The sequence below is a fragment of the Thermogutta sp. genome, from assembly GCF_039793925.1.
Classification (GTDB): Bacteria; Planctomycetota; Planctomycetia; order Pirellulales; family Thermoguttaceae; genus Thermogutta.
In genome coordinates this window covers 47,205-72,613 of record NZ_JBAMME010000370.1, presented here as the reverse complement: position 1 = coordinate 72,613, position 25,409 = coordinate 47,205, and the positions used below count along the sequence as shown (strand labels likewise).

At 55.4% G+C, this 25,409-nt stretch carries 16 protein-coding genes and 1 tRNA gene; 8 read left to right on the top strand and 9 right to left on the bottom strand.

Features of this window, described 5'->3' with window-relative positions; genetic code table 11:
• Positions 1-751: PAS domain-containing protein (locus ABJK56_RS20135; protein ID WP_347246481.1), on the bottom strand; the 751-nt coding region annotated here is incomplete at its 3' end.
• A 216-nt stretch (positions 752-967) separates the two neighbouring features.
• Between ABJK56_RS20135 and ABJK56_RS20130 the strand changes: the two genes are divergently transcribed.
• Together ABJK56_RS20130 and ABJK56_RS20125 are read left to right on the top strand one after the other, a co-directional pair.
• Positions 968-4,153, top strand: coding sequence for a GH116 family glycosyl hydrolase (locus tag ABJK56_RS20130; protein ID WP_347246480.1), 3,186 nt, complete (start codon positions 968-970; stop codon positions 4,151-4,153).
• A 132-nt stretch (positions 4,154-4,285) separates the two neighbouring features.
• Positions 4,286-4,663: a carbonic anhydrase gene (locus tag ABJK56_RS20125; RefSeq protein WP_347246479.1), complete on the top strand. Its 378-nt coding sequence runs from the start codon at positions 4,286-4,288 to the stop codon at positions 4,661-4,663.
• A gap of 110 nt (positions 4,664-4,773) precedes the next feature.
• Here the strand turns inward: ABJK56_RS20125 and ABJK56_RS20120 are convergent.
• A tRNA-Cys gene (locus ABJK56_RS20120) sits at positions 4,774-4,846 on the bottom strand.
• Between the two features lie 307 nt (positions 4,847-5,153).
• Here ABJK56_RS20120 and ABJK56_RS20115 point away from each other — a divergent pair.
• The 5 genes from ABJK56_RS20115 to ABJK56_RS20095 all read left to right on the top strand — a co-directional run bounded on the left by ABJK56_RS20115 (position 5,154) and on the right by ABJK56_RS20095 (position 13,061).
• Positions 5,154-6,044, top strand: coding sequence for a hypothetical protein (locus tag ABJK56_RS20115; protein WP_347246478.1), 891 nt, complete (start codon positions 5,154-5,156; stop codon positions 6,042-6,044).
• A 281-nt stretch (positions 6,045-6,325) separates the two neighbouring features.
• Entirely contained in the window at positions 6,326-7,750 is a 1,425-nt protein-coding gene (uxaC, locus tag ABJK56_RS20110) for a glucuronate isomerase (RefSeq protein WP_347246477.1), read from the top strand.
• A gap of 173 nt (positions 7,751-7,923) precedes the next feature.
• Positions 7,924-11,655, top strand: coding sequence for a DUF5696 domain-containing protein (locus ABJK56_RS20105; protein WP_347246476.1), 3,732 nt, complete (start codon positions 7,924-7,926; stop codon positions 11,653-11,655).
• A 344-nt stretch (positions 11,656-11,999) separates the two neighbouring features.
• Positions 12,000-12,275: a hypothetical protein gene (locus tag ABJK56_RS20100; RefSeq protein WP_347246475.1), complete on the top strand. Its 276-nt coding sequence runs from the start codon at positions 12,000-12,002 to the stop codon at positions 12,273-12,275.
• 150 nt (positions 12,276-12,425) lie between these two features.
• Complete coding sequence (locus ABJK56_RS20095; RefSeq protein ID WP_347246474.1) at positions 12,426-13,061, top strand: sigma-70 family RNA polymerase sigma factor; 636 nt, start codon at positions 12,426-12,428, stop codon at positions 13,059-13,061.
• A 228-nt stretch (positions 13,062-13,289) separates the two neighbouring features.
• Here the strand turns inward: ABJK56_RS20095 and ABJK56_RS20090 are convergent, their stop codons facing one another.
• Both ABJK56_RS20090 and ABJK56_RS20085 read right to left on the bottom strand, forming a co-directional pair.
• Positions 13,290-14,573, bottom strand: coding sequence for a DUF6807 family protein (locus ABJK56_RS20090; protein ID WP_347246473.1), 1,284 nt, complete (start codon positions 14,571-14,573; stop codon positions 13,290-13,292).
• 282 nt (positions 14,574-14,855) lie between these two features.
• Positions 14,856-16,883 (bottom strand): ATP-dependent helicase, encoded by a 2,028-nt coding sequence (locus tag ABJK56_RS20085; RefSeq protein ID WP_347246472.1) that lies wholly within the window; start codon positions 16,881-16,883, stop codon positions 14,856-14,858.
• Positions 16,884-17,045: 162 nt separating this feature from the next.
• Here ABJK56_RS20085 and tsaD point away from each other — a divergent pair, with 162 nt between their 5' ends.
• The gene (tsaD, locus tag ABJK56_RS20080) at positions 17,046-18,092 is read left to right on the top strand and encodes a tRNA (adenosine(37)-N6)-threonylcarbamoyltransferase complex transferase subunit TsaD (protein ID WP_347246471.1); all 1,047 of its coding nucleotides are present in this window, start codon (positions 17,046-17,048) and stop codon (positions 18,090-18,092) included.
• 112 nt (positions 18,093-18,204) lie between these two features.
• Here tsaD and ABJK56_RS20075 read toward each other — a convergent pair whose 3' ends face one another.
• From ABJK56_RS20075 to ABJK56_RS20055, 5 genes are all read right to left on the bottom strand, one after another.
• Complete coding sequence (locus tag ABJK56_RS20075; RefSeq protein ID WP_347246470.1) at positions 18,205-18,612, bottom strand: Dabb family protein; 408 nt, start codon at positions 18,610-18,612, stop codon at positions 18,205-18,207.
• Between the two features lie 116 nt (positions 18,613-18,728).
• Positions 18,729-20,147, bottom strand: a complete 1,419-nt coding sequence (locus ABJK56_RS20070; RefSeq protein WP_347246469.1) for a sulfatase — start codon at positions 20,145-20,147, stop codon at positions 18,729-18,731.
• A 68-nt stretch (positions 20,148-20,215) separates the two neighbouring features.
• Complete coding sequence (locus tag ABJK56_RS20065) at positions 20,216-22,147, bottom strand: right-handed parallel beta-helix repeat-containing protein (RefSeq protein ID WP_347246468.1); 1,932 nt, start codon at positions 22,145-22,147, stop codon at positions 20,216-20,218.
• A gap of 43 nt (positions 22,148-22,190) precedes the next feature.
• Positions 22,191-23,165, bottom strand: coding sequence for an NAD(P)-dependent oxidoreductase (locus ABJK56_RS20060; protein WP_347246467.1), 975 nt, complete (start codon positions 23,163-23,165; stop codon positions 22,191-22,193).
• Positions 23,166-23,440: 275 nt separating this feature from the next.
• On the bottom strand, positions 23,441-25,409 hold a 1,969-nt coding region (locus tag ABJK56_RS20055), incomplete at its 5' end, for a DNA gyrase C-terminal beta-propeller domain-containing protein (RefSeq protein ID WP_347246466.1).

Genomic DNA, 25,409 nt, shown 5'->3' with positions numbered 1-25,409 from the left:
GGGCCTTGGTTACTTTTCCACGTTGCCAACCAAGTGCGACGTCCTGCCGGACATATCGCACTTCATCGTTCTTAAGACGATATTCGATCTGGCACGGCTTTTTACCGGCCAGAATTTGTGCGAAGGCACTATCCACAGCATTTCGATCGTCGGGATGAACCCAGGCCAGAAAATCCTCAATCGAACGAATCGCCCGAGGCTGGGTCCCCGATTTGTGAAGGAATTTGGAAAGCCCGTGCCACTCCAATGTCCCTTCCGGGACGTGGAGGATCCAAAATCCCAACTTCGCCAAGTCCTGTGCCCTTTGTAGCCAGGTCCTTATCTCCCGGAGCCGCTTTTCCAACTTTCGTCGATGAAACACTTCTTTCAGAAGGAGCCGATTGCTCCGTACGAGCTGGCGAAGTCTGATGCGGGCGGTACGGCGGGCCATCTGCAAGGAATTCTCGGCTGCGGCAAGCGACTCCCGTAGCCGACTGTGAACTGCCTGCCACTCATTTTGCCAACCGCGGCAAACTGTCTCCAGCACCTCGGAAACGTTCCCCTCCTGCCCAGTGGCAAGCAGATCGGGCTCGGAAGCCCGCACCAAGGCTAACGCGTTTTCATGGATCTTAAGAATATCGTTCAAACCGGCAGCCGCTAAATACAGTTCGCGTCCCAGGTTTTCAGCGACCTGGCGGAGATCGGCACGCGGTTCCCGGAACAGAATCCGTAAAATAGCAGCGTAACGATGGACGAAATCTTCGTTATTCATAAAAGGTGCCTCCACCGCACAAACCGGGTTTTTAGCCCATCATTCAACACGCCCTGGCTGCGCTTAAATTACTATCCAAAAGGTCACTCTGCCAGCACGGTTGGCAATTGCCTCCCCAGCGATGGGGTTTTACAATAAAGCCCGACTTCTCGAACACGGCTGACCGGGTCTTGAGCGACATCTCCAACACCATTTGCCAACACAAGGAACGCCCCCATGGCCGCACAACAAATGCAACTTCGAAATTGTCAACCCGGCGCTGAATGTGGCTCGGCCTGTGTCTCGCGGCGCGATTTCTTAACGATCGCGGGCGCTGCGGCAGCCGGCACGGTGATCCCTTGGAAAGTGCCTGTCGTGGCTGGGCCCTTTGAGCCTTCCGACACGGCCGACCATTTTGTCCCCGCCGATAAGAAGCTCCAGCCGGAATGGATTGCCCAGCTTTTTGCACGAGGAGAGCGAACGTGGTACTCGGGCGAAGATCTCGACAAAATCGGTATGCCAGTGGGAGGGATCTGCGCAGGACAGCTCTATTTGGCAGGCGATGGACGCCTGTTCCATTGGGATATTTTCAATCGGCACAACTTTTCTGGTTATGGGGCGACAAACTATCAGAACATGCCCCAGCCAGACTACCCTGTAGAACAGGGGTTCGCAATGTCTATCGAGGTCGATGGGCAGGTGCTGCGGCGAACTTTGGATCGGAATGGGTTTCCCAATGTCCGCTTTTGCGGTGAATACCCCATTGGTTTTGTCGACTATCATGATCCCGATTTCCCTGTGAAGGTCCGCTTGGAGGCATATTCTCCGTTTATTCCGCTTAATGAAGAGGATTCCGCCTTGCCGGTAACGGTCCTCGATTTCTTTCTGGAGAATCCAGGACCCACTCCCAGGACCGTTACGCTGGCCGGGTGGTTGCAGAATGCCGTGGCCTGCCACACGGGCAGCAGCTTTTGGGGAGAGCGCCGCACCGACTTGCGAAAACTGCGGCGGTCCTTTGCTGTGGTCCACTCGGCTCGCCCCCTGCCACCTCCAACCGAGCCCCGACCGCCCAAGGTTCTCGCTGATTTCGAGGGCCAAGATTACGGCGACTGGAAAGTGGAAGGGGAAGCGTTTGGCACTGGACCAGCCCACGGAACACTTCCCAATCAACAGCAGGTCAGCGGTTTTCAGGGAAAAGGCCTGGTCAACACCTACCTTGGGGGTGACCGCCCTCACGGACGTCTCATTTCGCCGCCATTCGTCATCGATCGCCGCTATGTCAGTTTCCTCATTGGGGGAGGTAATCATGCGGGCAAAACGTGCATGAATCTCCTGGTGGACGGCCAGATCGTGAGAACCGCCACCGGGAACAACAACGAACGCCTCCAGTGGCAAAACTGGGATGTCCAGGAGTTCCTGGGCAAAACCGCGCAGATTGAGATTGTCGATGCGGAGTCGGGAGGTTGGGGTCATATCAACGTGGACCAGATCGAACTCCGCGATACGCCGCGTCCCGCGCCAGAAGGCCCACTCGAAAAGCAGTACGACTTCGGAGAAATGGCCCTTCAAATATTCCTCCCCGATTCGGACAAGGATTCACCTCTCGGCGAAATCTTGGCCGCAACCGATTGGAAGGGCGCGATGGATGTGAATCAGTTGTGGGAACACCTCAAATCAGTTGACGAGCCAAATGCTCCCGGACAAACGGCACTCCATGAAAAACTACGCGGCACACTGGGGTATCGGGTGACAATTCCTCCCGGCCAGACGGTTCGCGTGTCTTTGGCCGTTCTGTGGCACTTTCCGAACCGCCCAGAACGTGGCAATTACTACGCTGTCCGATTCCCCACGCTCAGCGACTTACTCGCGTATCTGGAAGAACATCTTCCCCGTTTGCGCCGACAAACCCATCTATGGCACGATACATGGTACAGTGCCACCCTGCCCCACTGGTTGTTGGATCGGCTCTTCTCCACGGTAGCTAATCTCGCCACGGGTACGTGTCAGTGGTGGGCCAACGGTCGATTCTGGGCATGGGAAGGCGTCGGCTGCTGCCACGGCACATGCGCCCATGTGTGGAATTACGAGCACGCCCTGGCCCGGCTTTTCCCCCGCTTAGAGCGCTCCGTCCGCGAAATGCAGGATTTCAATCCCGAGGCCGGCTTCGACGAACAATCGGGCGCGATTCGTTTTCGCGGAGAAGGGTGGAAAATGTGGGCAGGGGATTCGCAGGGCGGAACCATTCTTAAGGCCTACCGGGAGCACCAGTGCTCTGCGGATGACTCCTTCCTGCGCCGCAACTGGCCCCGCATTAAAAAGGCCCTGGAATTCCTATTCGCCCAGGACGGCGACCTTAATGGTCTGATTGAAGGAGAGCAACACAACACCTATGACATCAACTTTTACGGGCCGAATACAATGGTCGGCTCACTTTATCTGGCGGCTTGTCGCGCCGGTGAAGAGATGGCCAAAGAATTGGGCGATGAAGAATTCGCAGCTCGCTGCCGTAAAGTGTTTGAAGCGGGGCGGGACGCCACGATGAAAGAACTGTTCAATGGCGAATATTTTATTCAAAAAGTAGACCTTAAACAGCACCCAAAACACCAGTATGCCGATGGCTGTTTGTCCGACCAACTTTTTGGACAGGGTTGGGCTCACCAAGTGGGACTGGGCTACATCTACCCTGTGGAGGCTGTTCGCTCGGCCCTCAAAGCCATTTGGGTGTACAACTGGGCCCCGGATGTCGGTCCGCAAAACGCCGCCCATCCCCCGCAGCGCTGGTTTGCCCGACCGGGACAGGCAGGCCTTTTCACTTGCACATGGCCGAAATCCAAGCATCTCGGCCCGGACAGCGTCCTCTACCGCGACGAAGTCTGGACCGGCATTGAATATCAGGTCGCCGGCCATATGGTGTGGGAAGGCATGCTTCTGGAAGCACTCGCCATCTGCCGGGGGGTACACGAGCGCTATCATCCCCGCAGCCACAATCCCTGGAACGAAGTTGAATGTGGCGACCATTATGCCCGGGCACTCGCCAGTTATGGTGTGTTCCTCGCGCTGTGCGGTTTTGAATACCATGGTCCTAAAGGCCACATCGGCTTCGCCCCACGACTCAACCCCGACGATTTCGCCGCAGCTTTCACCGGCGCCGAGGGTTGGGGTAAATTCACACAGAAACGCCAGGGCGGCCGTCAGGAAAACACCCTGGCAATCCTCTGCGGGCGGTTGCGGCTGCAAAGTATTGCTTTGGAGGCTCCTTCTGATACCCCACAGCGTGTGGCCGCCGTGATTCAAACCCCTGGAGGAGACAGCATGGTAGACATTGCTGCCGTAGAGCAAACTGGGCGGAGGGTAATCATTCGAACGCAACAAGCACTCACACTGGAAGCCGGCCAAACCCTCCAGATCGAGTTGCGGAGCTGACAGGCGGCGAGAAACCCTCGCGAAACGTAACCCCCACGGAAACATATTTATTTTGGGAAAAAAGCCCGCAGGGATAGCTGCTGGCATCTTAAGGGTCGCGGACACGCGAGTAACGTGAGTTAGGAGCAACAAATGGCGTTCTGTACTGTCATTAATTGCATGGATGGGCGAGTGCAACTTCCCGTGATCACCTACCTGAAGGCTAGGTTTGGCGTCGATCATGTGGACAACATAACAGAACCGGGCCCCGATGGAATTCTCGCCAAAGGTGATGACCACGTCCTCATCGCATCGATTCTGCGACGTGTCCAGATCTCGCTCGAGAAACATCAGTCGCAAGGGCTCGCCGTGGTGGGCCACGCAGACTGCGCCGGCAACCCTGTTTCTCACCAGGCGCACCTCCAGGATATTCGCTCGGCTTGCAAGTGGCTGAAAGCGAGATTTCCCAATGTCCCGGTCATCGGCCTGTGGGTTAACGAACAGTGGGAGGTCGAAGAGGTCACCGACTAGTGACCGGCGCTTTTATCGCAAACTGCTAAAGGAACATGGCGCAAGCAAAAACCCCGTGAAATCCAGCAGTTACGCGGGAAATCACGGGGTTTTCCTACCTTACTGTTGAAAGGCGCCGGCCGGATTCGAACCGGCGAATGGCGGATTTGCAATCCGCTGCCTTAGCCGCTTGGCTACGGCGCCACTTCAAGTGTGCATTATACGCCCTCAAGCTTCGGACGCCTAGCCCCGCCGATGCGGAAGAGTTGCTTTCCGGATGACCTCTTCTCCTCGGGTGTTCGGTGGAGAGGTAGGTACGCCCGTCTCGCCCACGAAGACAGGCCTCGCGTTCGACACCACCAATTGCGTGCCGTCCCTTCGACGGCCGATAATCAAATTCGATATCCAAGGCACCGACCGACAGGCCGGTGAAAACCCGTGGTGATTCCCGGATAGATGCTCGCAAGATTCTCCAAAAGACGACGGTCATCCCAGTAAAACGGACGGTTCGATGAATAGCGAAAACTCACGTATCCACTGCCAAGTTACCGACATTCAGTGCGTGTGGAATGCCGCGTCGTGGCGGATTTCCTTTGCTCCCGACCGCCCAGAACGGGGCTTTTTCGTTGTTTTTCAACCACACGTCGGGCAGGCAGCCGCGGAGCACGGAGGTCATGTTGTCATCTCAAGGATTCTCCGCAAATCACAAGGCAGACTCGAACCAGGGTTTCTTCTCGAAGAGTTTTTTCCCACTGCGGATGGCCGGTGCCTGGCACGATTTCGACATGCCACGGAAGAGTCGCTTCATCTTTCAGTGGTGGTGACGGTGTCTCTGGAGACTGCTTCTTCCTCTGATTTAAATTGCGAACGTGGCAATATCCCCCAGAGGCAACAGCTAGCAGTACTTGAAGGAGTTCTTCTCATGCGCACGGAAGCTGGGGAAACGCGGCCGGGCGTGGTCCTGCTTGACGAGATTGACGCACTCTCCACCGAGCTGCTGGGGAAAATCCATGTGCAAGTCGAGGATTTGAGAAATGCTGCGATTCCTTTACTGCCGCGGAAGGTGGTGTTCGGTGGGAAGGAAGGCGAGATTGCATTCGATATTGTAAGCTGGCGGTTGCCCGAAAACACCTGGTTGCTCCGTTGGGTGCACCCTCTGGATGGGTTGCCGCTCGATACACGGGAGCTTTCTCAGTTGCAAATCGACCCAGCAGTGCGGACTGTTGGGGGAAGCACGCCAGAAGTTTGCGGCTACGAAATTTTGCCGGGGGGAATCGAGAAAGGGGTGACTTTTGCCGCAAGGTGCATTTACATCATGGGCGAAGGTGTGATTCCTAAAGACGTTGTCAAGAGGCGACTGCAACAGTTTTTGTTCTCACAGCCCCCGCTGTCCGACGGGTAATGTGGTATGACGACATTTTTTCGAGTAAGGTGAAGGGCTTTGGGATTGTGAAAGTTCCGGACTTGCGGGGGAGAGCGGAACGACTCACGCTGGGCGTTTTTCGAGTTGCTGTGACGTACTGGCCCAGGATGACCGTCCGATTGTTCCTCGATAGATGCGTACCAAGCCGAGCCCCGGCATCGGTGAAGGCTGCACAGGGGAGTCTCCGCAGTAGGGTCGGCGCTGGGGAATCGGTGGGATTAGCGTAACGAGACTCGGGATCTAGAGATGCGAGGTGAGGAATGGAGCAGAAGTTTTTGAGTGATAACTTCCTTCTGGAAAACAAAACGGCGGAACGACTCTATCATGAGGTTGCGCGTGACTTGCCGATTGTGGATTATCATTCCCATTTACCTCCCGATTTGATTGCGGAGGACCATCGCTTTCCCAATTTGACAGCGGTGTGGCTGCGGGGAGACCATTACAAGTGGCGAGCGATGCGCGCCAATGGGGTGGACGAATATTTTTGCACGGGGAATGCCAGCGACTACGAGGTCTTCCTGAAGTGGGCGGAAACTGTGCCGCGGCTGCTCCGCAATCCGCTTTATCATTGGACGCACATGGAGTTGAAGCGTCCATTCGGGATCGCGGACCGGCTGCTGTGTCCGGAAACGGCCGCCGACATCTGGGAGATTTGTAACGCAAAGTTGGCCGAGCCGGAGTTTTCCTGTCGGGGGCTTTTAAAGCAATTTAACGTCGTCGTGGTGTGCACCACCGACGATCCCACCGATGACCTCCGATACCACACGCAAATCGCCCAGGACGGTGAGTTTAAGGTGCGCGTGCTTCCCACCTTCCGGCCAGATAGGGCACTGATGCTGGAAGATCCAGATCGTTTCCACCTCTGGATTAACAGGCTCAGCGAAGTCTCGGGGGTGGAAGTGAAAGACTTCCCCACACTCATCGAGGCGCTCCGGAAACGGCACGACTATTTTCATGAGCGCGGTTGTCGAATCTCAGACCACGGGATAGAGCAGTTCTATTGTGAGGAAACCACAGAGGGCGATCTAAATCAGATTTTCCGGCAAGTTTACAACGGGCGTTCGGTGTCCCAAAACGAGCGGAATAAATTCAAGTTTGCAGTGCTTTACGAATGCGCTGTCATGGACTACGAGAAGGGCTGGGTACAGCAGTTCCACGTTGGGGCTCTGCGCAACAACAACACAAAAATGTTCCAACTGCTGGGGCCGGACACAGGATTCGATGCGATCGCCGATGGAAATTTGGCGCGATGTATGGTGCGGTTTTTTGACCGCTTGGAAATGGAAGGCAAGTTGGCGAAGACGATCGTTTACAATCTCAATCCCGCTGTTAACGAAGTCGTGGCGAGCATCCTCGCATGTTTCCAAGATGGGCAAATCCCAGGAAAGATGCAGTACGGAGCTGCGTGGTGGTTTCTCGATCAAAGGGACGGTATTCTCAAGCAATTGGAGACACTTTCCAATTTTGGCCTGCTCAGTCGCTTTGTCGGTATGTTGACAGACAGTCGATCTTTCCTATCCTTTGTGAGGCATGAATATTTCCGAAGGATCCTCTGCAATCTCCTGGGCAGTGAGATGGAACGCGGCCTGCTGCCGAATGATTTTGACATGATGGCAGAACTGGTCCGCGACATTTGTTACCGCAACGCTGTCCGGTACTTCAACTTTCCTGGGGTTACTGCGTGAAGATGGTGGTTATTCCGCACCATCAATTTCTCGCAAGGGCGTGGGTATTGCGTCCTTAGGATACCCATGCTAATTTGACCAACCAAATCACTTTCAGATAGTCGGGTTGGCACCCCACGGCAGATCTGTCTGTCGTTTACCCATTGACAACACGAAGATGGGAGGTGAGCACCATGCGCTCGGCACCGACTCTTATGACGCGGCGGTGTGGTAAGAGGATGCTCCTTTTCGGAGGAGCTTTCTCTCTGGCGTTGTTTTTAGCCGTGGGGCTCTCTTCGAAGGCGATCGCCTACAATCCGCCGGTGGATTCCGCTCTAGGGGTGACCCTTCGCATCGAGGGGCCATCGGAAGTCACTTATTCACCAGAGGGATTCGAGTGTGCTCTCGTTGTGCAAAACACGGCCGATAGGCCGCTACGCGGTGCAATTCGGTTGCTGTCGATCGACCAATGTCAAGCCGAGCCGGGAGAAATCCAGGATTTGGTTGTCCCCCCTGGAGAAACCGCGCGACGAAGTTTTCGACTGCAATTTGGACCGCGTGTTTACAACGCACACTATCCGATTCACGCCTATGGTCGATTTGAACTGGACGGTCACGAAGTGTTGCTCCATCCGATATTAGTTTTTTTGGTCCGCGGGGCTCCAGCGACGCCGACCGCAGAGTGGGATTGGAAACCGTTGGAGTTTCCGAAAAACACTGCATTGGCTCTTGAAGAAGTGCCAGTTTTTCGGGCGGTTTTTCAGGTTTTCGGGCAAAATCCGGAGACCATGCCGGTGGGCTGGCAGGGATCACACCCGTCCCATCGTGGAACGTGCGATAGGATGACCCGAGATCTTGGCGGCGTGGCGAAACCTGTCATCGGGATTCATCCTCCCTGGTATCAGGGACAAACGGGCACGGGCATGGTGGAGTTTCCCGTTGCGCTGCCAGCGGGTGCTCCTATTCGCCTGTCGTTTGCCTTGGGAATGACACCCGAAGGCCAAAGCGATGGGGTGACGTTTCGGGTCCGTGTCGCGGAACTCTCGGCACCAGACGGCGAGTTCGGCGACATCGTGTTCGAACGTCACACGACGGCCAAAACCTGGGAACAGCATGAGGTTGACCTGTCGGCGTACGCGGGGAAGACGATTCGACTTCAGCTCGAATCCCATCCGGGGCCGAAGAACAACACGGGCTGGGACTCTTCCTTCTGGGCAGAGCCGACGCTGATTGCAGGGACAATCCCTACGGCACGAGAAGGCGAGCCGTCGAAACCAGGCACGCCGATCATTCTGGGAATGGTAGGGCTCGGTGGACTTCGCGGACAGGCTGAGATCGAGTTGGGCTCGCGTGGTCTGCTCGATGCAAACGTTCGCTTTCGGTTCGCACAACGAGTGCTGTCATTCCGCGGGTTTGAGGTCACCGTGTTCGGATCCCGGCTGGACAGGGTACGCTCGGCGACAGCCCTTCTGGGTGTGGAATCCCGAGTGGAGAAGAGCTCCGACGGGGGGCAACAGCTTGTCGTAAAACATCGCTTCAAAAATCCCGCAGGTCCGTTTGACCTCATTGGAACCGTGGGCACAGAAAAAGGGACCCTGGTGATGAGCTGGCGTCTTGACGATGTGCCCCCGCCCCGCCCGTGGGTGGATGTTCACATCGAGGATGTGGCGTTGGGGAGCTGGTCTCAGGAAGCGTTTCGTGTCTACGCGGGACCTGGTAATGTGGTGCAAAAGCCCCAGAGTTACAGTTTAGGCTTTGATGGGCACCGCCTTTCCACGTCGTTCGTGGGGCTCGAATTCGATGGCGGGCTTTCCGTTGTCCAGGGGTGCGACGTTCCGCCTAGTACATTCCAGGTGAATCCGGCGGCACGGCATTATTCGCTCCACGTTGCCCATGCGTCGAAAATGACGCTCATTCCGGCGACCCGGGTGTGGGAAGCCGTCAAACAATGGCGGGAAGTGAATGGGTTGAAGCCATCGGATGGAGTATCCGTCCTTGCTGGAAGGTTTGTTTTCGATCTATGGGGAGGCTATTACCGTGATAGCGCGGAGGCTTTGCGAAAGGCATTCCGCTACGGTCTGACCGATAGCCTGGTCATTTGGCATAACTGGCAACGTTGGGGGTACGACTATCGCTTACCGGAAATCTTTCCTCCCAACCCGAGTTTAGGTACTCTCGAAGATATGCAATATCTCGCCCAGACCTGCCGGCAGGCCGGTGTTCTTTTTGCACTCCACGACAACTACATCGACTTTTACCCGGATGCCGAAGGGTTTTCGTATCTGGATACGATTGCCTTTCATGCCAATGGACAGCCGGTGAGAGCCTGGTTTAATGAAGGGCGGCAGGCACAATCCTATCGCTATCGGGCGGATCGGGTGGCGCCTTTTCTTCAAGCGAACCTCGCTAAAATTGCGGAGTATATCAAACCGACTGCCTATTTCATTGATGTGTGGAGCAGCATCGACCCCTACGACTATTGGACGGCCGATGGAAAATTCTTCGACAAAGTCTATACCCGCAACACCTGGGGCCAACATTTTGCGTGGATACGGCAACTCCTCGGGGATCATGCCCCACAGATTTCTGAGAGCGGGCATGACCAACTGATTGGTTGGCTGGATGGAGCGACTACCAACCACCTTCGCGTGGGGAAGCCCATTCCCGGATACTATCAGTGGTCTGTGTGGAATTGGGAATGCGAGGATGCCGAGCGGGTGCCGTGGTTTGATGCGGCCCACCATGACCGCTTCGTTCTCCATGGTGCGGGTTATTCGGGACGCTACCAAGCTGGTTTGGATGCCCGGCTTCACGGAATTTACAGCGACGATTACATCACCACGGAAGTGTTGACGGGACACCCCGCCATGGTGGCGCAGCCGTTCGGTCAGGATGTTATCCGTAAGTACTGGTTGCTCTCGGCGTTAGGACGGGCGTTGGCGCTTGATCGGATTGAAGATGTGGAGTTTGTCGATGGCGACATTCACCGCATTCACGTCAAGTGGTCCAGTGGGGTGGAAACCTGGTGCAACCGTGGTGATTCGGATTGGGAGGTCGCCGGGGTGGTGCTCCCTCAATTTGGCTTTCTTGCTCGACCTGCTGATAATTCTCAGGCCGGCAGTGTCGTCAAGGAAGTTGCGATTGCACGGCGTGACGGACTGATCGTCGAATGGGCAGTCACACCCCAGAGCATTTATGTGAATGGGCGAAAAGATTACATGGGGCCTGAACCGATTCGGCCGCGGGCCACAAAGTATGCTCAAAAGGGACAAGAGATAGAAATTGCCGTTGATTGGGCAGCCCACGTGCCGATCCTCCCAGGTTGGGTCCCGTTTGCCCATTTCTGTGACGAAAAAGGAGACATTATCTTCCAGGGGCAATTCGAACCTCGTGACCTGAGCGGTGTGACGGGGCAGATCAACACCATCGTGCGTGCAAGCATTCCTTCTAGCGTGCCGGCGGGCCAAGAGTTGGAATTACGGGTGGGAGTTTACCGCCCTCGAGACGGCCGGCGGCTCTCGCTGGCCGGACCAGACGACGGCCAGTCGCGAATTCGGCTGGGCAAGATTCGGCGAGCCGAAAACAATCAGGTGACGTGGACCCCGCAGCCGGACGAGCCTGATCGGCTGCTCCTTCGGAAGAACCCGGAAGGGCGACCGGTGAACTTCCAAGGAATCATGACGGCTCAAGGCGTACGCGTATCGCAGATGGATGACGGGGTGCTGGTGGTGCCGCTACCGTTGGAGGATCAGCCGACGGAGCTGACTATTTTCTGGACGAAACTGCCGTGGAAATTGGCAGTACCCGGCAAGGCAGAGTTCCTCGACATCGACGGGAAGGTGCTCCGAACGGAGCGACTTTCCGGCCAAGTAGAGATCAAATTGGTGATCCAGCCGGGAGAATGGGCGGCCAGACTTGTCCCCTGACGTTGGTCCGAGAACCGATGTTTCGTCGGAAAATCAGAAAAGATGCATTTTGTTAATCGCGAATTTTCTTTAGATGTCCATCGAGTGTAACAGCCGATGCGCCGCGGCGCGAACTTTGTTACTCGTTGGCGTGTCCATAATTTTCCGAAGAAACTTTGGGCAGTGTGCGAACCTGATCCGCCAGAAAAACTTGATGCCAAGGGCGTTGGTTTTCGTTGCCCTGCTTGTGTAAAATGAAACAAGTAAAATCCGCTGGCACGCGGATTGCAAAGCAGCGGATTGAACGTTAGCGTCTGGTTATTCGAGTCAGTGGGTCCTTTCTCAATCTCGCGCAGAGGTGGATCATGCGTAAGCTCGTGCGAATCCTGACGACGGTGAAGACGATGGGTGTTGTCGATGTGAAGCGTCACGTCGTGAAGCACGTCGTCGATGTCGTTCGCACGGTGAAGCATTTGGCACTCTGCGCGCTCTTTTTGTCCCAGGCCATTCTGCGCGCCTCTATTTTGGCGGCAAGGTCCGCGGCGGCCGGATGTTACGCCTGGGCTCTGGTGCCGGCTTGTCAAGGACGCTGGCAGCGTCCGGAGAGCCGGTGGGGTTGGTCGCGTCCACCACAATCGTGACAGAAATCGTCTGACAACAGCCATTATTTGGTGGACGTGAACCAGCACCCACGGTCCGGTGACGCGGATTGACGTGGAGCGATCCGCCTTTCGCCGGTCGGCTCTCCGATGGGTGACGGTTCCCGTCCGCCTTGCATAAAGGAGGGAATCATGGCCACTGTCCTTGAGCCGCTTGAAATCGAACGATTAACCACTCCTCCCGAGTTCGTGGCGGAACTGCCACTGCCCCTACCAGAGGTCCCAGACTCGCCCGTCTGCAAGCTGGTGGAAGCCGCGAAACGAGGGGAAGAAGAAGCCTGGGAACGCGTCATCGCGATGTACGGACAGGTCGTGTACGACACCATCCGGCGCCGCGTCAAATCGGACGCCGATGCTGACGAAGTTCGCCAGGAGGTATTTTTGCAGGCCCTGCGGAAACTCCCGCAACTCAAAGAGCCGCAAGCTCTGGGAGGCTGGTTACGCCGAATCGCTGATCGACTGGCGATCAATTACGTCACCCGGCGGCACGGCACTTCTTCGCTCTCGGAAAGAACATGGGAAGAATCGGGCGACATGCGGCGGGAACCCTTTGCCGAGGTCACCCGACGGGAAGCCCAGGAGGCGGTTCGACAGGGACTGGAACGCTTAGGGCCCATGGACCGCGAAGCCCTGTACGCCTTCTACATCGAGGGCAAATCCCTCAGCGAAATGAGTCAGGAATTGGCCGTCCCCCTCGGAACGGTCAAACGCCGGCTTCACGTCGCCAGAAAACGGCTGGCCCAGCAGTTGGCCGGCTTTGTGGACTGAGGTCAGTTGCTTCGGGAGGCCGGATGTTGCCCATTTCCGGCGGATCAAAATCATAATCCACGACAGTGCGTTCGCGTGATCGGACGAGACTGGAGATTGGCCGCCAGTAAAAGCAACGTACATAGCAATTTCGTGTGAGCTCGAGCGAATGCCAACCCAACTTTGCATCGCAGTGCGCGGACAAAAGCACTGACCACTAGCAGGCCTTTGCATTTCTCCGGGAAGGTTTCACTGCGAAACTTTTTGGACAACCGGTTTCTCAGCGAGCTGGCACTCGAACCCGGCGGTATACGCTTTATAAATAGGGGCAATTTCTTCGGCAGTTCTGCTACCCCTGTGGATCCAGAGCCGATAGGGAAGATGAACGGTTTCCGGAGGCTCCAGCGTACGACTGTGAACTCCCGGCCAACCCACGCAGAGAGGTCCGTAATGCCGGGTCAACCACGTCGGCGGATAGTCCGGATGGGTCGGCGCCACCATGATCGTCGCACCACTCAACTGGTCGGTTTCACCGAAGTGACTGGTGAAGTCTGCCCACGGCAGCCGGGTTTCATAAAGGTCATCTTTTGTGAGGCCATCCGGGACCGTGATCCACGCCTCTTTCTCCGAGGGAGGGCGAAACCGCATGGTGAGACCCCCGTAGCTCTTTCCTTCTGCCCCCCATAGCGTGATAGGCACGCGTGGCTGGAGGAACAGATCGACGTCAATGACGCGGTCGTCTTTTCCCCGGGCATACACGGTGAACCATACTCGCTCTGTGAGCATAGTTTGGCCATTAAGATCCCAGGCGTTTTCCACACCCAGCACCGCCACGCCGGGATGTGTTTCCTGGCACAACCATCGGACGAACCGTTGCCGCAGGGCTCCGCGATCTTCCCAAAGGCTAAACTCTTCCTGGCCAATGACCACGTGGGGCCACGTCCAGAAAATACCGTGGTGATGATAATGATCCCGGGGAAAATCGTCGGTCAGGACCTCTCCATCCACTCCCCACACCGGGTGAACGTAGCAGGCCCGAGTCCTGCGGGGATCTTTTTCGGGGACTTTCTGATTCGTGATCGGGCCGAAATTGTAGGCCAAAACAGGCAACTCGCCTTCGTAGAGCGTAACGGTGGTATCCGAGGTTTGCCGGAATTGAAACACAGACGCAGGGGGCGGTTCCCCGCTGCTTTCTCCTTCATCTTCCACAACCCACCGCAAAAGGTGGTTAACGGCAGTTGTTCCTGATGCAAACCGGTCGTCGCGGACAATGAGATAGCCCCTCTGTTGACATTCGCCAGTCTTGTCCGGACCACTGGCCAGCGTGGCAAAAAGCCGCAGCGTATCGCCTTCCCGCGTGAGTATCACGCCCTCCTGTGAGTCGAACCCACACCCTTCCGCCAGGCGTATTCGAAGCGGTTGCTGAAGCGCCACCGCTGGTGTCGTCAACCAGAGCTTCCCTCCGGAAGTACCGGCCCACACCACCGGCAACCTTCCAAAAAGGATCGGTAACACTCCCAACAGCGCAGCCATCGGAAAGGCACCAACTCCACTGCATCGACTCGAAGCATGAAACGGAAAAATCACTGACCGTTCTGCCATAACGCGCTCCCCAGTTGTCAGTGAAACGCACGAAAATCTTGTCAAAACCTTGTCCTGGGCTAATAGGCGTATCATTACGTCGAACGGCGAGAATTGCAATCAACCATATGCCTTGCCACCCAGATTGGTGCCGCTGAAGAACCCAGTTGCCACAAGCCCGGATAACCGACCACTCCCTTACAGCGGTTGATTCACTACAGATGCGAGCCACTGTCAGTTGGTCGTCCTGCCTCGAGCCAGACTGGACAAGTCAGCGTCGTCCGCACCCATCAATTGCGCCGTGACTGACGTAAAACACTGGGTGGCCTCGGGTGTCAGGAATCGCGATTTGAGAGCGATCCCGTAATTCTGCCAAGAAAGTGAGGAAGTCGTGTAGTAACTCTGGGGATAACAGACATACAGATAGCGCTTGGCCCGGGTGACCGCGACATAGAACAGACGGCGCTCTTCTTCGATCGATTCAGGTGAGCCCGTGGCCATATCGGATGGAATATTGCCATCCGTAGCGTTAATAATGAAGACCACGTCCCATTCCAGCCCCTTTGCCGAATGGATGGTGCTCAGGACAAGGTAATCATCGTTCAAATCTGGATTGGCTGCAAAGTCCTGAGTGGAATTCGGAGGATCCAGTGCGATCTGTGCCAGGAAAGTTTGACGGTCTTTGAATCGACTGGCAATCTGCTCCAGTTGCTCTAAATCCTTGGCCCGTGGAATCGGATTGTCGTAAAGCACAGGGAGCAGCGGCTCATAGAACACCCGGATTTGATGAAGCTGAGCGGGAAGCGATGCTCTTCCCTCAGCAAGAGTCAGCATTAACTGGACAAACTGTGGCCAGATGTCAGCGACCGTGGGGCTTGGGATGGTCTCTTGCCATGCCTCGAAATGCCCGCCGTTCGCGCAACACGCTGCGAGAAGCTTCCTCGCTTTAGCGGGGCCAATTCCCGGTAGGAGACAAAGCACCCGCATCCCGGCTACAAGATCGCGTGGATTCTCGGCCAGACGCAGGAACGCGAGTACGTCTTTAATATGGGCGGCTTCCAGAAACTTAAGACCGCCGTACTTGCGGTAGGGGATCCCCCGTCGGGTCAACTCGGCTTCCAACGGCAAACTATGGTGCGATGCCCGGAACAGCACGGCTTGGTGCCGCAGGAGTGTCCCCTGGTTATGATGTTCCAAAATACGTCGAATGACGAATTCAGCTTGCTCATACTCATCGAGGGCAGCGACCAACCAAGGTTTCTCACCAGCTCTTTTTTCTGACCAAAGATTTTTTGTGAATTTTTCTTTGGCCGGGCTGATAATGGCGTTCGCTGCCTTCAGAATTGGCATCGTGCTTCGATAGTTCTGTTCCAGTGTGACGATTCGGGCGTTAGGGTAATGTTTGGGAAAATCTAGAATGTTCTTTACTGAGGCACCCCGGAACGAATAAATGGCCTGGGCATCATCGCCCACCACGGTCACGCCATCGCCCCTTGGAGACAGTTGATACAGGATGTTGGCCTGGATGACGTTGGTATCCTGATACTCGTCCACGAGGACGGCCTGGAAACGTTTGCGAATCTCGCCGCCCACTGATTCTTTGTTGAGGAGTTCGAGCCACGCAAGGAGGAGATCGTCGTAATCCAAAGTCGCCGACTCTTTCTTTCTGGTTGTGTATTCGCGAAACAGGCGGTCGAGTTCGTCATGCCACTCTTTGCACCATGGGAAGAATTCCGCGAGGACCTGGCGTAAGGAAAGACCGGTGTTCACCATGCGGCTGTAGATATCGGCGCAGGTTCCTTTCTTCGGGAACCGTCGGTCTGTGGTGGCCAGTTTCAGGTCCGTACGAATGACGTTGAGAAAATCTTCGGCATCAGATCGATCCAGTACGGTGAAGCCGGGCGGCAGTCCCAGTTCTTCCCCAAACAGCCGGAGAAAGCGCAGACCGATGGCGTGAAATGTACCGCCCCAGATTCTGGTCGCAAGATGTCCTATCAGTTGCCTTCCCGAAAGTTTGGAGAGAATAGTTTCCACGCGACGGACCATCTCCTCGGCGGCACGCCTCGTGAACGTCAGGAGCATGATCGTGTGAGGAGGAACGTTGTGTGCGACCAGCCAGGCGACGCGATGCACGATGGTGGCCGTCTTTCCGGTTCCCGCCCCGGCAACAATCAGCAGTGGATCCGCCCCGTGGGTCACAGCCTCCTGCTGCTGGGGATTAAGGGGCTTCAGGATGAGATCCTCAAGTCGAGTCACGGACATGGTTATCCTCCGTGAACAGTTGAACGCGCTTATGCTTACGTCACAGGGAGCAGGAAATCAGATCCCTCACCACGCTATCCACTGTGGCCGCCTTGGAGTCAGTATAATGATTATACAAAACTTTGACCTTCACGAGAGCATAAACTGGGTAGGATGGAGAGCATGCCTGTTTTTCTCACAATCGAAACGACCTGTGATGAAACTGCGGCGGCCCTGGTGACGGACCAGTTGCAGGTGCTTGCCTCCGTCGTGGCCTCGCAAGATCAGCTCCATCAGCAGTACGGGGGCGTGGTTCCGGAAATTGCCTCCCGTGCTCATGTGGAGCGAATTCTCCCTGTGATCCATGAAACCATTCAAAGGGCTGGAATTAACCTGACCGATATCGATGCCGTGGCGGTTGCTTACACGCCCGGCCTGGCAGGATCGCTGCTTGTCGGGGTCACTGCTGCCAAGACGTTGGCGTTGGCTTTGGGGAAACCGCTCATTGGAATCAACCACCTTCAGGCCCACATTTACGCGTGTCGAATGGCGGCTGGGAAAGACGTGTTTCCGTGCGTGGGCCTGGTGGTCAGCGGGGGACACACGTGCCTGTACCGTTGTCGGGATCCGCTGGATTTCGAGCTGATGGGAACAACCATTGATGACGCAGCCGGTGAGGCCTTTGACAAAGTGGCGGCCATGCTGGGATTGCCTTACCCGGGCGGGCCGTCCATTCAAAAAGCTGCGGAAAAAGGGAACCCGCACAAATACGCTTTCCCAAGAGCTCTCTTGGATGACCCAAATACACTTGACTTTAGCTTCAGCGGGTTGAAAACGGCCGTCCGATATGCCATCACAGGGCCGGGACGCCATGATCCTACCCAGGTCAAACTTTCCGACCAGAAGGTGGCCGACCTAGCTGCGTCCTTTCAGGAAGCAGTCGTGGACTGTCTGGTGGGCAAAAGTTTTCGCGCGTTGGAGATAACGGGATTCCAGAGATTGTGCGTGGGTGGAGGTGTGGCTGCCAACAAGCGCCTGCGAACCCGACTGGAGGAAGAAGCAACACGGAGAAACGTAGAGCTAGTAATTGCTCCCCTCAAACTCTGTACCGATAACGCTGTGATGGGAGCGATCGCTGTGGAAAAATGGAAGGCGGGAATGTTCGACGACCTCTATTTGGACGCGGAACCAGGGGTCGTTCGCAGGCCGTCGCCTGTCGGCTCCGGGTGAGACATATCGCCCGTGAAGTTGGCAGCCCACCCCCAGTGCGCAACCGCACTGCACCGCCCCGCATGCCGAGGCGCCGGCTCGATCCCACCACCAACCGTGGGCTTAACCCCTTTTATTCTCGCACGATGTAATCAATCACAAGCACCTTATCGAGGTACGGACCCACCATTTTGGCAAACGCCCGGTGCTCAGGATGGGGGAGATAGGCGTCGCGGTCTTTCTCACTCTTAAAAGTGAGTATAAAGCAGTGGGTGAATCCTTGCGAGAGATTTTCCGTGCTGCAATCCGTGCCCCATTCAAAGCCGGCAATTTGCGGTATTTTCTTAGGCAGAGCAGCAAAGGCTTTTTCGACCTTCTCAATGTCGGCCTTCGAGGTTCCGTCTTTGAATTTGAACAACACTACATGGCGTAGCTGTCCGGCATGAGAGTATTTTTCCTCGGAGAGCGCGGAAGACTTCCACGCCATCAGACCGCCCAACAGGATAGCCGCAACAATCAATCCAACGGCGAGCTTTTTCATGGCTTCCTCCTCTGCTGCACAATAAACCGCTCAAAGCCTTCCGGGCGACTAATCTTAAGATAATTAATGACGCAATTTAGTCTTTTATTTTGTAGAAGATCATCCTGCGAGTATGGTTATTTATGCCGTTTGGGCAGAAGCTTGCTCAGTTTGGCCATGACTTCTGCATACTGCGGGTCGTTGGCAAGATTATGCATCTCTTGGGGATCGTTGTCGTGGTCATACAGCTCCTTTCCCTGATTTCCGTCATCCCATTCCGTATATCGCCAGCGGTCGGTGCGGACGGTATAGCCAAAGACAATTTGCTTTTTCACCGAGCGCGTCACCTGTGTGATCGCGGCTTCCTTTCCGGGAAGATCAGGGTTGTTGAGGATGGGAACCAAGCTCGTGCCGTCCAGATTGGCCGGTGGTTGGAAGCCGCAGAGTTCAGCCAGGGTTGGATAAAGGTCAACCATCTCGACAATGGCCCGGGTGGACTTGCCAGCATGTTGCATACCTGGAACGGCAATCAGCAGGGGGACGCGAGTAGATTCCTCGAATAAGGTGCGTTTTTGCCACAGGCCATGTTCATGCATGTGGTAGCCGTGATCGCTTGTCGTCACGATAATCGTGCTGTCCCGCAAATGGAGCCGTTCTACGGCATCTAAAACGCGACCAAGCTGGGCATCCATGAAGGTGATCGCTGCGTAATAGGCTTGGATTGCCTGCTTCTTCAAATTGTCATCCATCGCCGCTTCTTCTTTCTTCAGCGTGATCGCGAGCGTCGGAATAGTGTCGAAATAGCCTGGCGGAATACTGGGGACAACAATCTTTTCTAAAGGATAAAGATCAAAGTACTTCCGTGGGGCGACATACGGAGTATGCGGCCGATAAAACCCGACAGCTAAAAAGAACCGCTCGTGCTGATGCTTTTCGAGCAGTTTTATGGCTTCTGTGGCGCCGATGCCATCCGTCTGTTCTTCATCCGTGCCTTCGGCAGCAAGCCAGCTCAGTGTGCCGCCGAATTGCCCCGGAACAAGACTGAATATCTTAGCTTCCTCATCTTTGTCCCGACCACGAGGATTAACCACGAGGTCCCACGATTGCGGGTCGTCAAGGCCGCTCGTGCCGATTTGTGTCGGTACGCCGTAATGGAAAATCTTGCCCACCCGCGCGGTGAAGTAGCCCTTCTTGCGGAAAAACTCCGGAAGCGTGACGCAGTCGGGAATATTCTCGCGAAAATGGACACTATTGTCATAAACCCGTGTGCGGTCAGGTCGCAGGCCCGTCAAGAACGATGCGCGACTGGGATTGCAGAGCGGGAACTGACAGTAAGCCCGCTCGAATTTCAGACCCCATTGTGCAACACGATCAACATTGGGTGATTTGACGAGTGGATGATGATAGGCCGAGAGATTCGTATTAAGATCGTCTGAAATTATAAATAGAACGTTATACCGTCCGCGATGAGGACTTTCTTGCCCTAGCGCTATGCCATTCGCAACATGTAACGCCAGCATTAAGCCGGCCAAGCAACTGAAGCTTTTGTAACGCATCGCCTCCTCCTTTTTGATCGTTTGAGAAACGCCATGAACGCCGTGCGCCTTTTAATCCTCCGCATTGATTATTGTGGACGCGGCCTTAAAGCCGCGGTTTCTCGTGGACCAACCGAGTTCTTGACTTCGGCGGATGGCTCCCAGTGCTCGGCTTCTACCACACGATCGTCCTCAAATCGCAGCGTTTTTGGATCTGTTCGGTTGTAACGATACGGCGGCACACCGGGCTGGCACACAAGTGTATTCTTTCGCAGAGTGATTTCCAACGCCTTATGGAATCGAATCGGACTGCGCCCGACATTGTAGATGGTTTGCCCTTCGACGAGAATATCACGGCTTCCTTCGTCCATGAAGATGCCGTTACTCTCGGCACCGTCTTCGTTAGGTGGAATATCGTGGATTAAATTACTGAGCAGTCGGGTTCCAGGTTGCCGTCCCAACGTATAAATACCGCCGCCGTCGTGAAGAATGAGCATGCAGTGATGAATATGATTTGCGCGAACGAGATTATCACGGCAGCCCGTTGGTTGGTCGTTCCAGCTCCATCCCACAGATATTCCTGTGTAAGGCAACTGGGCCACTTCGTTATGCTCAATAACATTCCCGCCCGAAATGCCGACCCAGATGCCGACGGCCTCGAAGAATTGGGCGCCACATTCACGAACGACGGAATCTACCACGTGAATGCCGTATGTACACCCGTTGTTAAATGGTGAAGTCCATTCGGGCGACGCATCTTTGAGCGGGCGGGTTATTGTTTCCCCAATATTGATGCCGTTTCCCGATATATCGTCAAAAAAGCACCGGCGAACAACGCCATCGCGGCACTCGCGGCGAAACCACAGACCGGAACCGCCTAAATGGCGAAACGAGCAATCGACGAATGCGCAACCGTCGGCCAGGTCCAGGGTAACGGCGGCCGGCATCATTTCCCGAATTGCTGATTGGGGATCCCGCCGAGGTTCATGAATGGTTGCTTGGCCGGCTGCGTACCCAGCATCTGGTATATTAAAACGGCAGTGTTCAAACACAATGCCATGCCAGTGAACGTTCCGCACGCGTTCGCCGGTCGAGGTGTCACCCGCTACGTGCACGAGCGTTTCTAAAACAGGTACGACTGCCTCAACGTCTTCCATTTTTTGCCCAGGCCGGGGGAAATACAGGATGATGCCTTTTTCCATATCAGTCCGCCATTCCCCCGGCAGGTCCAGCATCCGCTCGCCATTTTCCAGGAAATATCGGGCGTGCGGCCAATGGCCGATTTCATAATGAGGTGCGGAGCAACCGATCTTCTGGCTGAAAACAACCTGTAAAGATTGAGGGTCAAACGACAAAATCTTGACACGGGAAGTGGACCAGTCATGAAGATAGACGAATTCACTCCCCACGATATTGCCCTCGAACGCCCATGCATCCTGAGGTCGGATGAAGAGACTCGTCCTCTTGTCGGGGCCCGGGCGATCGATTCGGAAAAAGCCCTCGTTTGGGGTTCGCGCACGAACAGCCCTGCATCCATTAATAAACAGCTCTCGCGTCAAAAAAGGTTGGTCGTTGATGGAGGGAACTCTCACTTCCCAGTGGTGAGCGCCTTGCTTCCACCCGGTGAGAAGACGGCCACCGCTCACAATCGCCTTGCCGGGATTCGCGGCGATGAAGCGGAGATGACCAGGTCCCGGATTTACCGCAGGCGTGATAATAAGCGGGCGCTCCAGTCGATACACGCCATCATCGAGTACCACGTTAACATCGACGTTGAGCCCCTTTTGTTTACGGATGTATCGCACCAGTTCGATCGCCCGCGCCAAAGATGCCACAGGTTGCTGGGCAGTCCCTGAGAATGTATCTTGCCCCTTAGGGGAGACATGAATTTCGAATACTTCATGCGAACCCCAGACGTCGCTTATTCCTATAACTTGCAAAAGTAGAAACGTCGTGTAAACTGCCCAGTAGAGCATTGGCGAGAGTCCAAAGGCGTCACGATATTTTTTTGTCGAGATCATTCTGCTCGTTGTCAATAAACTCACGAACCAAATGGTAAAATGATTAATGCTCTGCAATTCTATTTCTTTTTAAACAGTTGCGCCACCAACAATAGGTATCTTTGACGGTTGTTTCGAGAGGGATTTCCGGTTTCCAACCGGTGGTACGCGTGAGTTTGTCAACGCGTGCGATCGGATCATACTTCAGGCCGGGGCGTATTTCAACCACTGGTCGAGCAGGGTCGGCCAGCCCTTGAAGAATGCGGAATACGTGGCCACTGGTGCGGGGAATTCCGGAGCCCACCAGATAGATCTCGCCCGGTTGCCCCTGCTCGGCCAGAAGTCGGTACGCGCGAACCACGTCGCGGACGTCGCAAATATCGATCACGGCCTGAAGTGTGTGAATTTTGATGGGCGAGTCACCCCTGGCGAATTGGGCTGCCCAAGCGGCCAACATCATTTTTTCCGATTGGCCGGGGCCCGTATGTGGGAACGCGCGAACAATGATTACGGGAAGCCCGTCCCTGTGGTATGCTTCCTGCAGGATTTGTTCTGCTGCCAGTTTTGTTTGCCCATAGGGGTTACGGGGTTGCACCGGATAGGTCTCATCAACAAACGTGATCCCATCCTGGGATACACGGTAGACGTGGCTCGTGCTGGCAAAAATGATTCGGGGTGGCTCCGGAAGCGAAAGAGCAAGCTCCACAAGCCGCCGTGTTCCTTCGACGTTCACCGCCCAAGCGAGGTCCGTGGGCTGAGTGTTCCCGCACATTTCCGGAACGGATATTGCCGCAAGATGGTAAATCACGGTCGGGCGAAAAGTGCCAAGAAAGTCAACGACATCGCGCGGAGGGCCTCCGGGATTTGCAAGATTCCAGAAAAGCACGTTTCGCGATTCAGGAAGCTGCCCCCACGGTTCCAAGGACTGCGGCAGTCCGTGTGCGATACCCGCTACCTCATATCCTTGGTTCCTGAGGTACTGACATAAGTGCCGCCCGACAAACCCCGTGACTCCCGTGATAAGGGCACGCTCGGTCATCCTTTATTCCCATGTTTACGCGCCATGTCGTTTCCTCTCACAGACAATCATGAGTGTACGTGTCGTCGAAGGGGTGGACAAGCGTCAGGCGAACGACACCTTGAAAAGAGACGGAGCGATCGGTTGGCGGTGGTTGCCTTTCATCGCAGACGAATTCTCGTTTGATTTCTTCTGCCACCATAACTGAGGGCAGACGTCGAACCTGGGTGAGACACCGGCGAGCTTGTTGGCCAACGCATTTTCGCGGTTGCCACGGGGCAACACATGGGGAACGCTTATTCGCGGCTCTCGGTGGCGTTTCCCGGTTCCGCGGGGATCCGCTTAACCGCCACGACGGTATCACCCTCATCCAGCGTCATCAAGCGGACACCCTTTGTATTCCGGCCGACAAGTCGAATTTCACTTACCCGCAATCGCTGCGTTTTACCTTTGGCCGTCATCATGAGGATCTCATCGTCTTCATGCACGACGGCCACTCCCACCACGGGGCCGTTTCGGGCATCCGTCTTGATGTCGCGGATTCCCTTCCCGCCGCGGCGCTGTGTCCGGTAATAGAACTGAGAGCCGACCTCTCCTTCCTCATCCCCGTTTCCTTCGACCGCCTCTGGCTCCTCAACCGACGGTTCTTCCTCAAGCGCTTCCTCGGCTGCGGTACTTGTTTCTCTTTCGTCGCCGTTCTCCGTGTCTTCCTCAGTGCCAGAAGCGACGGTGCTGGCTCCAAAGGGAGTTCTTTTGCCGTAACCATGGGCACACACTGTCAATAAGCATGCGTCTGGCTCCGCGACAACGAGACCAACCACCCGGTCATCTCCGATCAGCGAAATTCCTTTTACACCGGCGGCTGCGCGGCCCATGGGGCGCACGTCGGATTCACGAAATCGAATGGCCATACCCTTTGCGGTGGCCAGGAGCACTTCGTCTCCTTTTTTGGCGACTACAGCCCCGACGAGCTCATCGCCCTCACGCAGTTTAATGGCGATAATTCCGCCGCGGACGGGTCGACCGTACGCTGAGAGCTCGGTCTTTTTCACGAGTCCCCGGGCGGTGGCAAAAAGCAGGTAATGATCCGGGAGCGAAAAATCGCGAACGGGTCGGCAGGCGGCTACTTTTTCTTCCGGTTGCAAATTGAGGAGATTGACGATGGCCCGTCCTTTGGCATCGCGCGGGAGCTCCGGAAGTTCGTGAACCTTTCGCCAGTGCACGCGGCCAAGGTTTGTAAAAAACAGGAGATAGTCGTGAGTTCCCGCCAGAAAAACATGCTCGATAGGATCTTCATCATCTACCCGGGCACCCTTCAAACCCTTGCCGCCTCGACGCTGGGCCCGATAGGCTGACACGGGGGTCCGCTTGATATATCCCGCGGAACTAATGGAGACGACCATCATTTCGTCGGGAATAAGTTCTTCGATATTAAAAGACCCCACCTCTTGATCGGAGATTTCCGTGCGTCGCGGATCCCCATACTTGTTTTTTATCTCGGTCAGTTCCTCTTTGATGATCTCAAGGATATTTTTTTCATCAGACAGGATTCTATTATATTCATTGATATTTTCCAATAAACTGCGGTGTTCCGACGCTAGCTTTTCCTGCTCAAGGTTGACGAGATGGCCGAGCGTCATTCGCAGAATGGCGTCAGCCTGAACAGGCGTTAGGAAGTACTCTTCGGCGATACCACGTTCTTTTTGGAACTGTGCGAAGCCTTCGTCGCCCAACGCCCGGGCAAGCATCGCCGCAGGGCAGGAGATTGCCATGAGGCGTTCCTTCGCCTGGGCCTGCGTTTCTGAAGTGCGGATAACGCGAATTACTTCGTCGATATTGGCGAGGGCCAGGAGAAGCCCCTCAACCGTGTGTTTCCGTTGCCGGGCCTTGGAGAGTAAGTGCTGAGTCTTACGACGGATAACCGTTACGCGATGACGCACAAACTCCTGGAGCAGCTCCTTGAAGTTCAGGAGTCGGGGCTTGCCGTCGACAAGTGCCAAAAGATTGATGGAGTATGTCTGCTGGAGAGGGGAATACTCATAGAGTTGATTAAGGACGATTTCCGGGTCCGCATCGCGCTTCAATTCCAGAACAATGCGAACAGGTTCTTTGAGATCGCTTTCGTTGCGAATATTCGCGATCCCGGATATCTTGCCCTCAGTAACAAGTTCCGCGATGCGTTCTTCAATTTTGTCGCGCTGCTGCTGGAAAGGGATCTCTTTGATAATGATACGATAACGATTATCCCGATATTCTTCGATAACA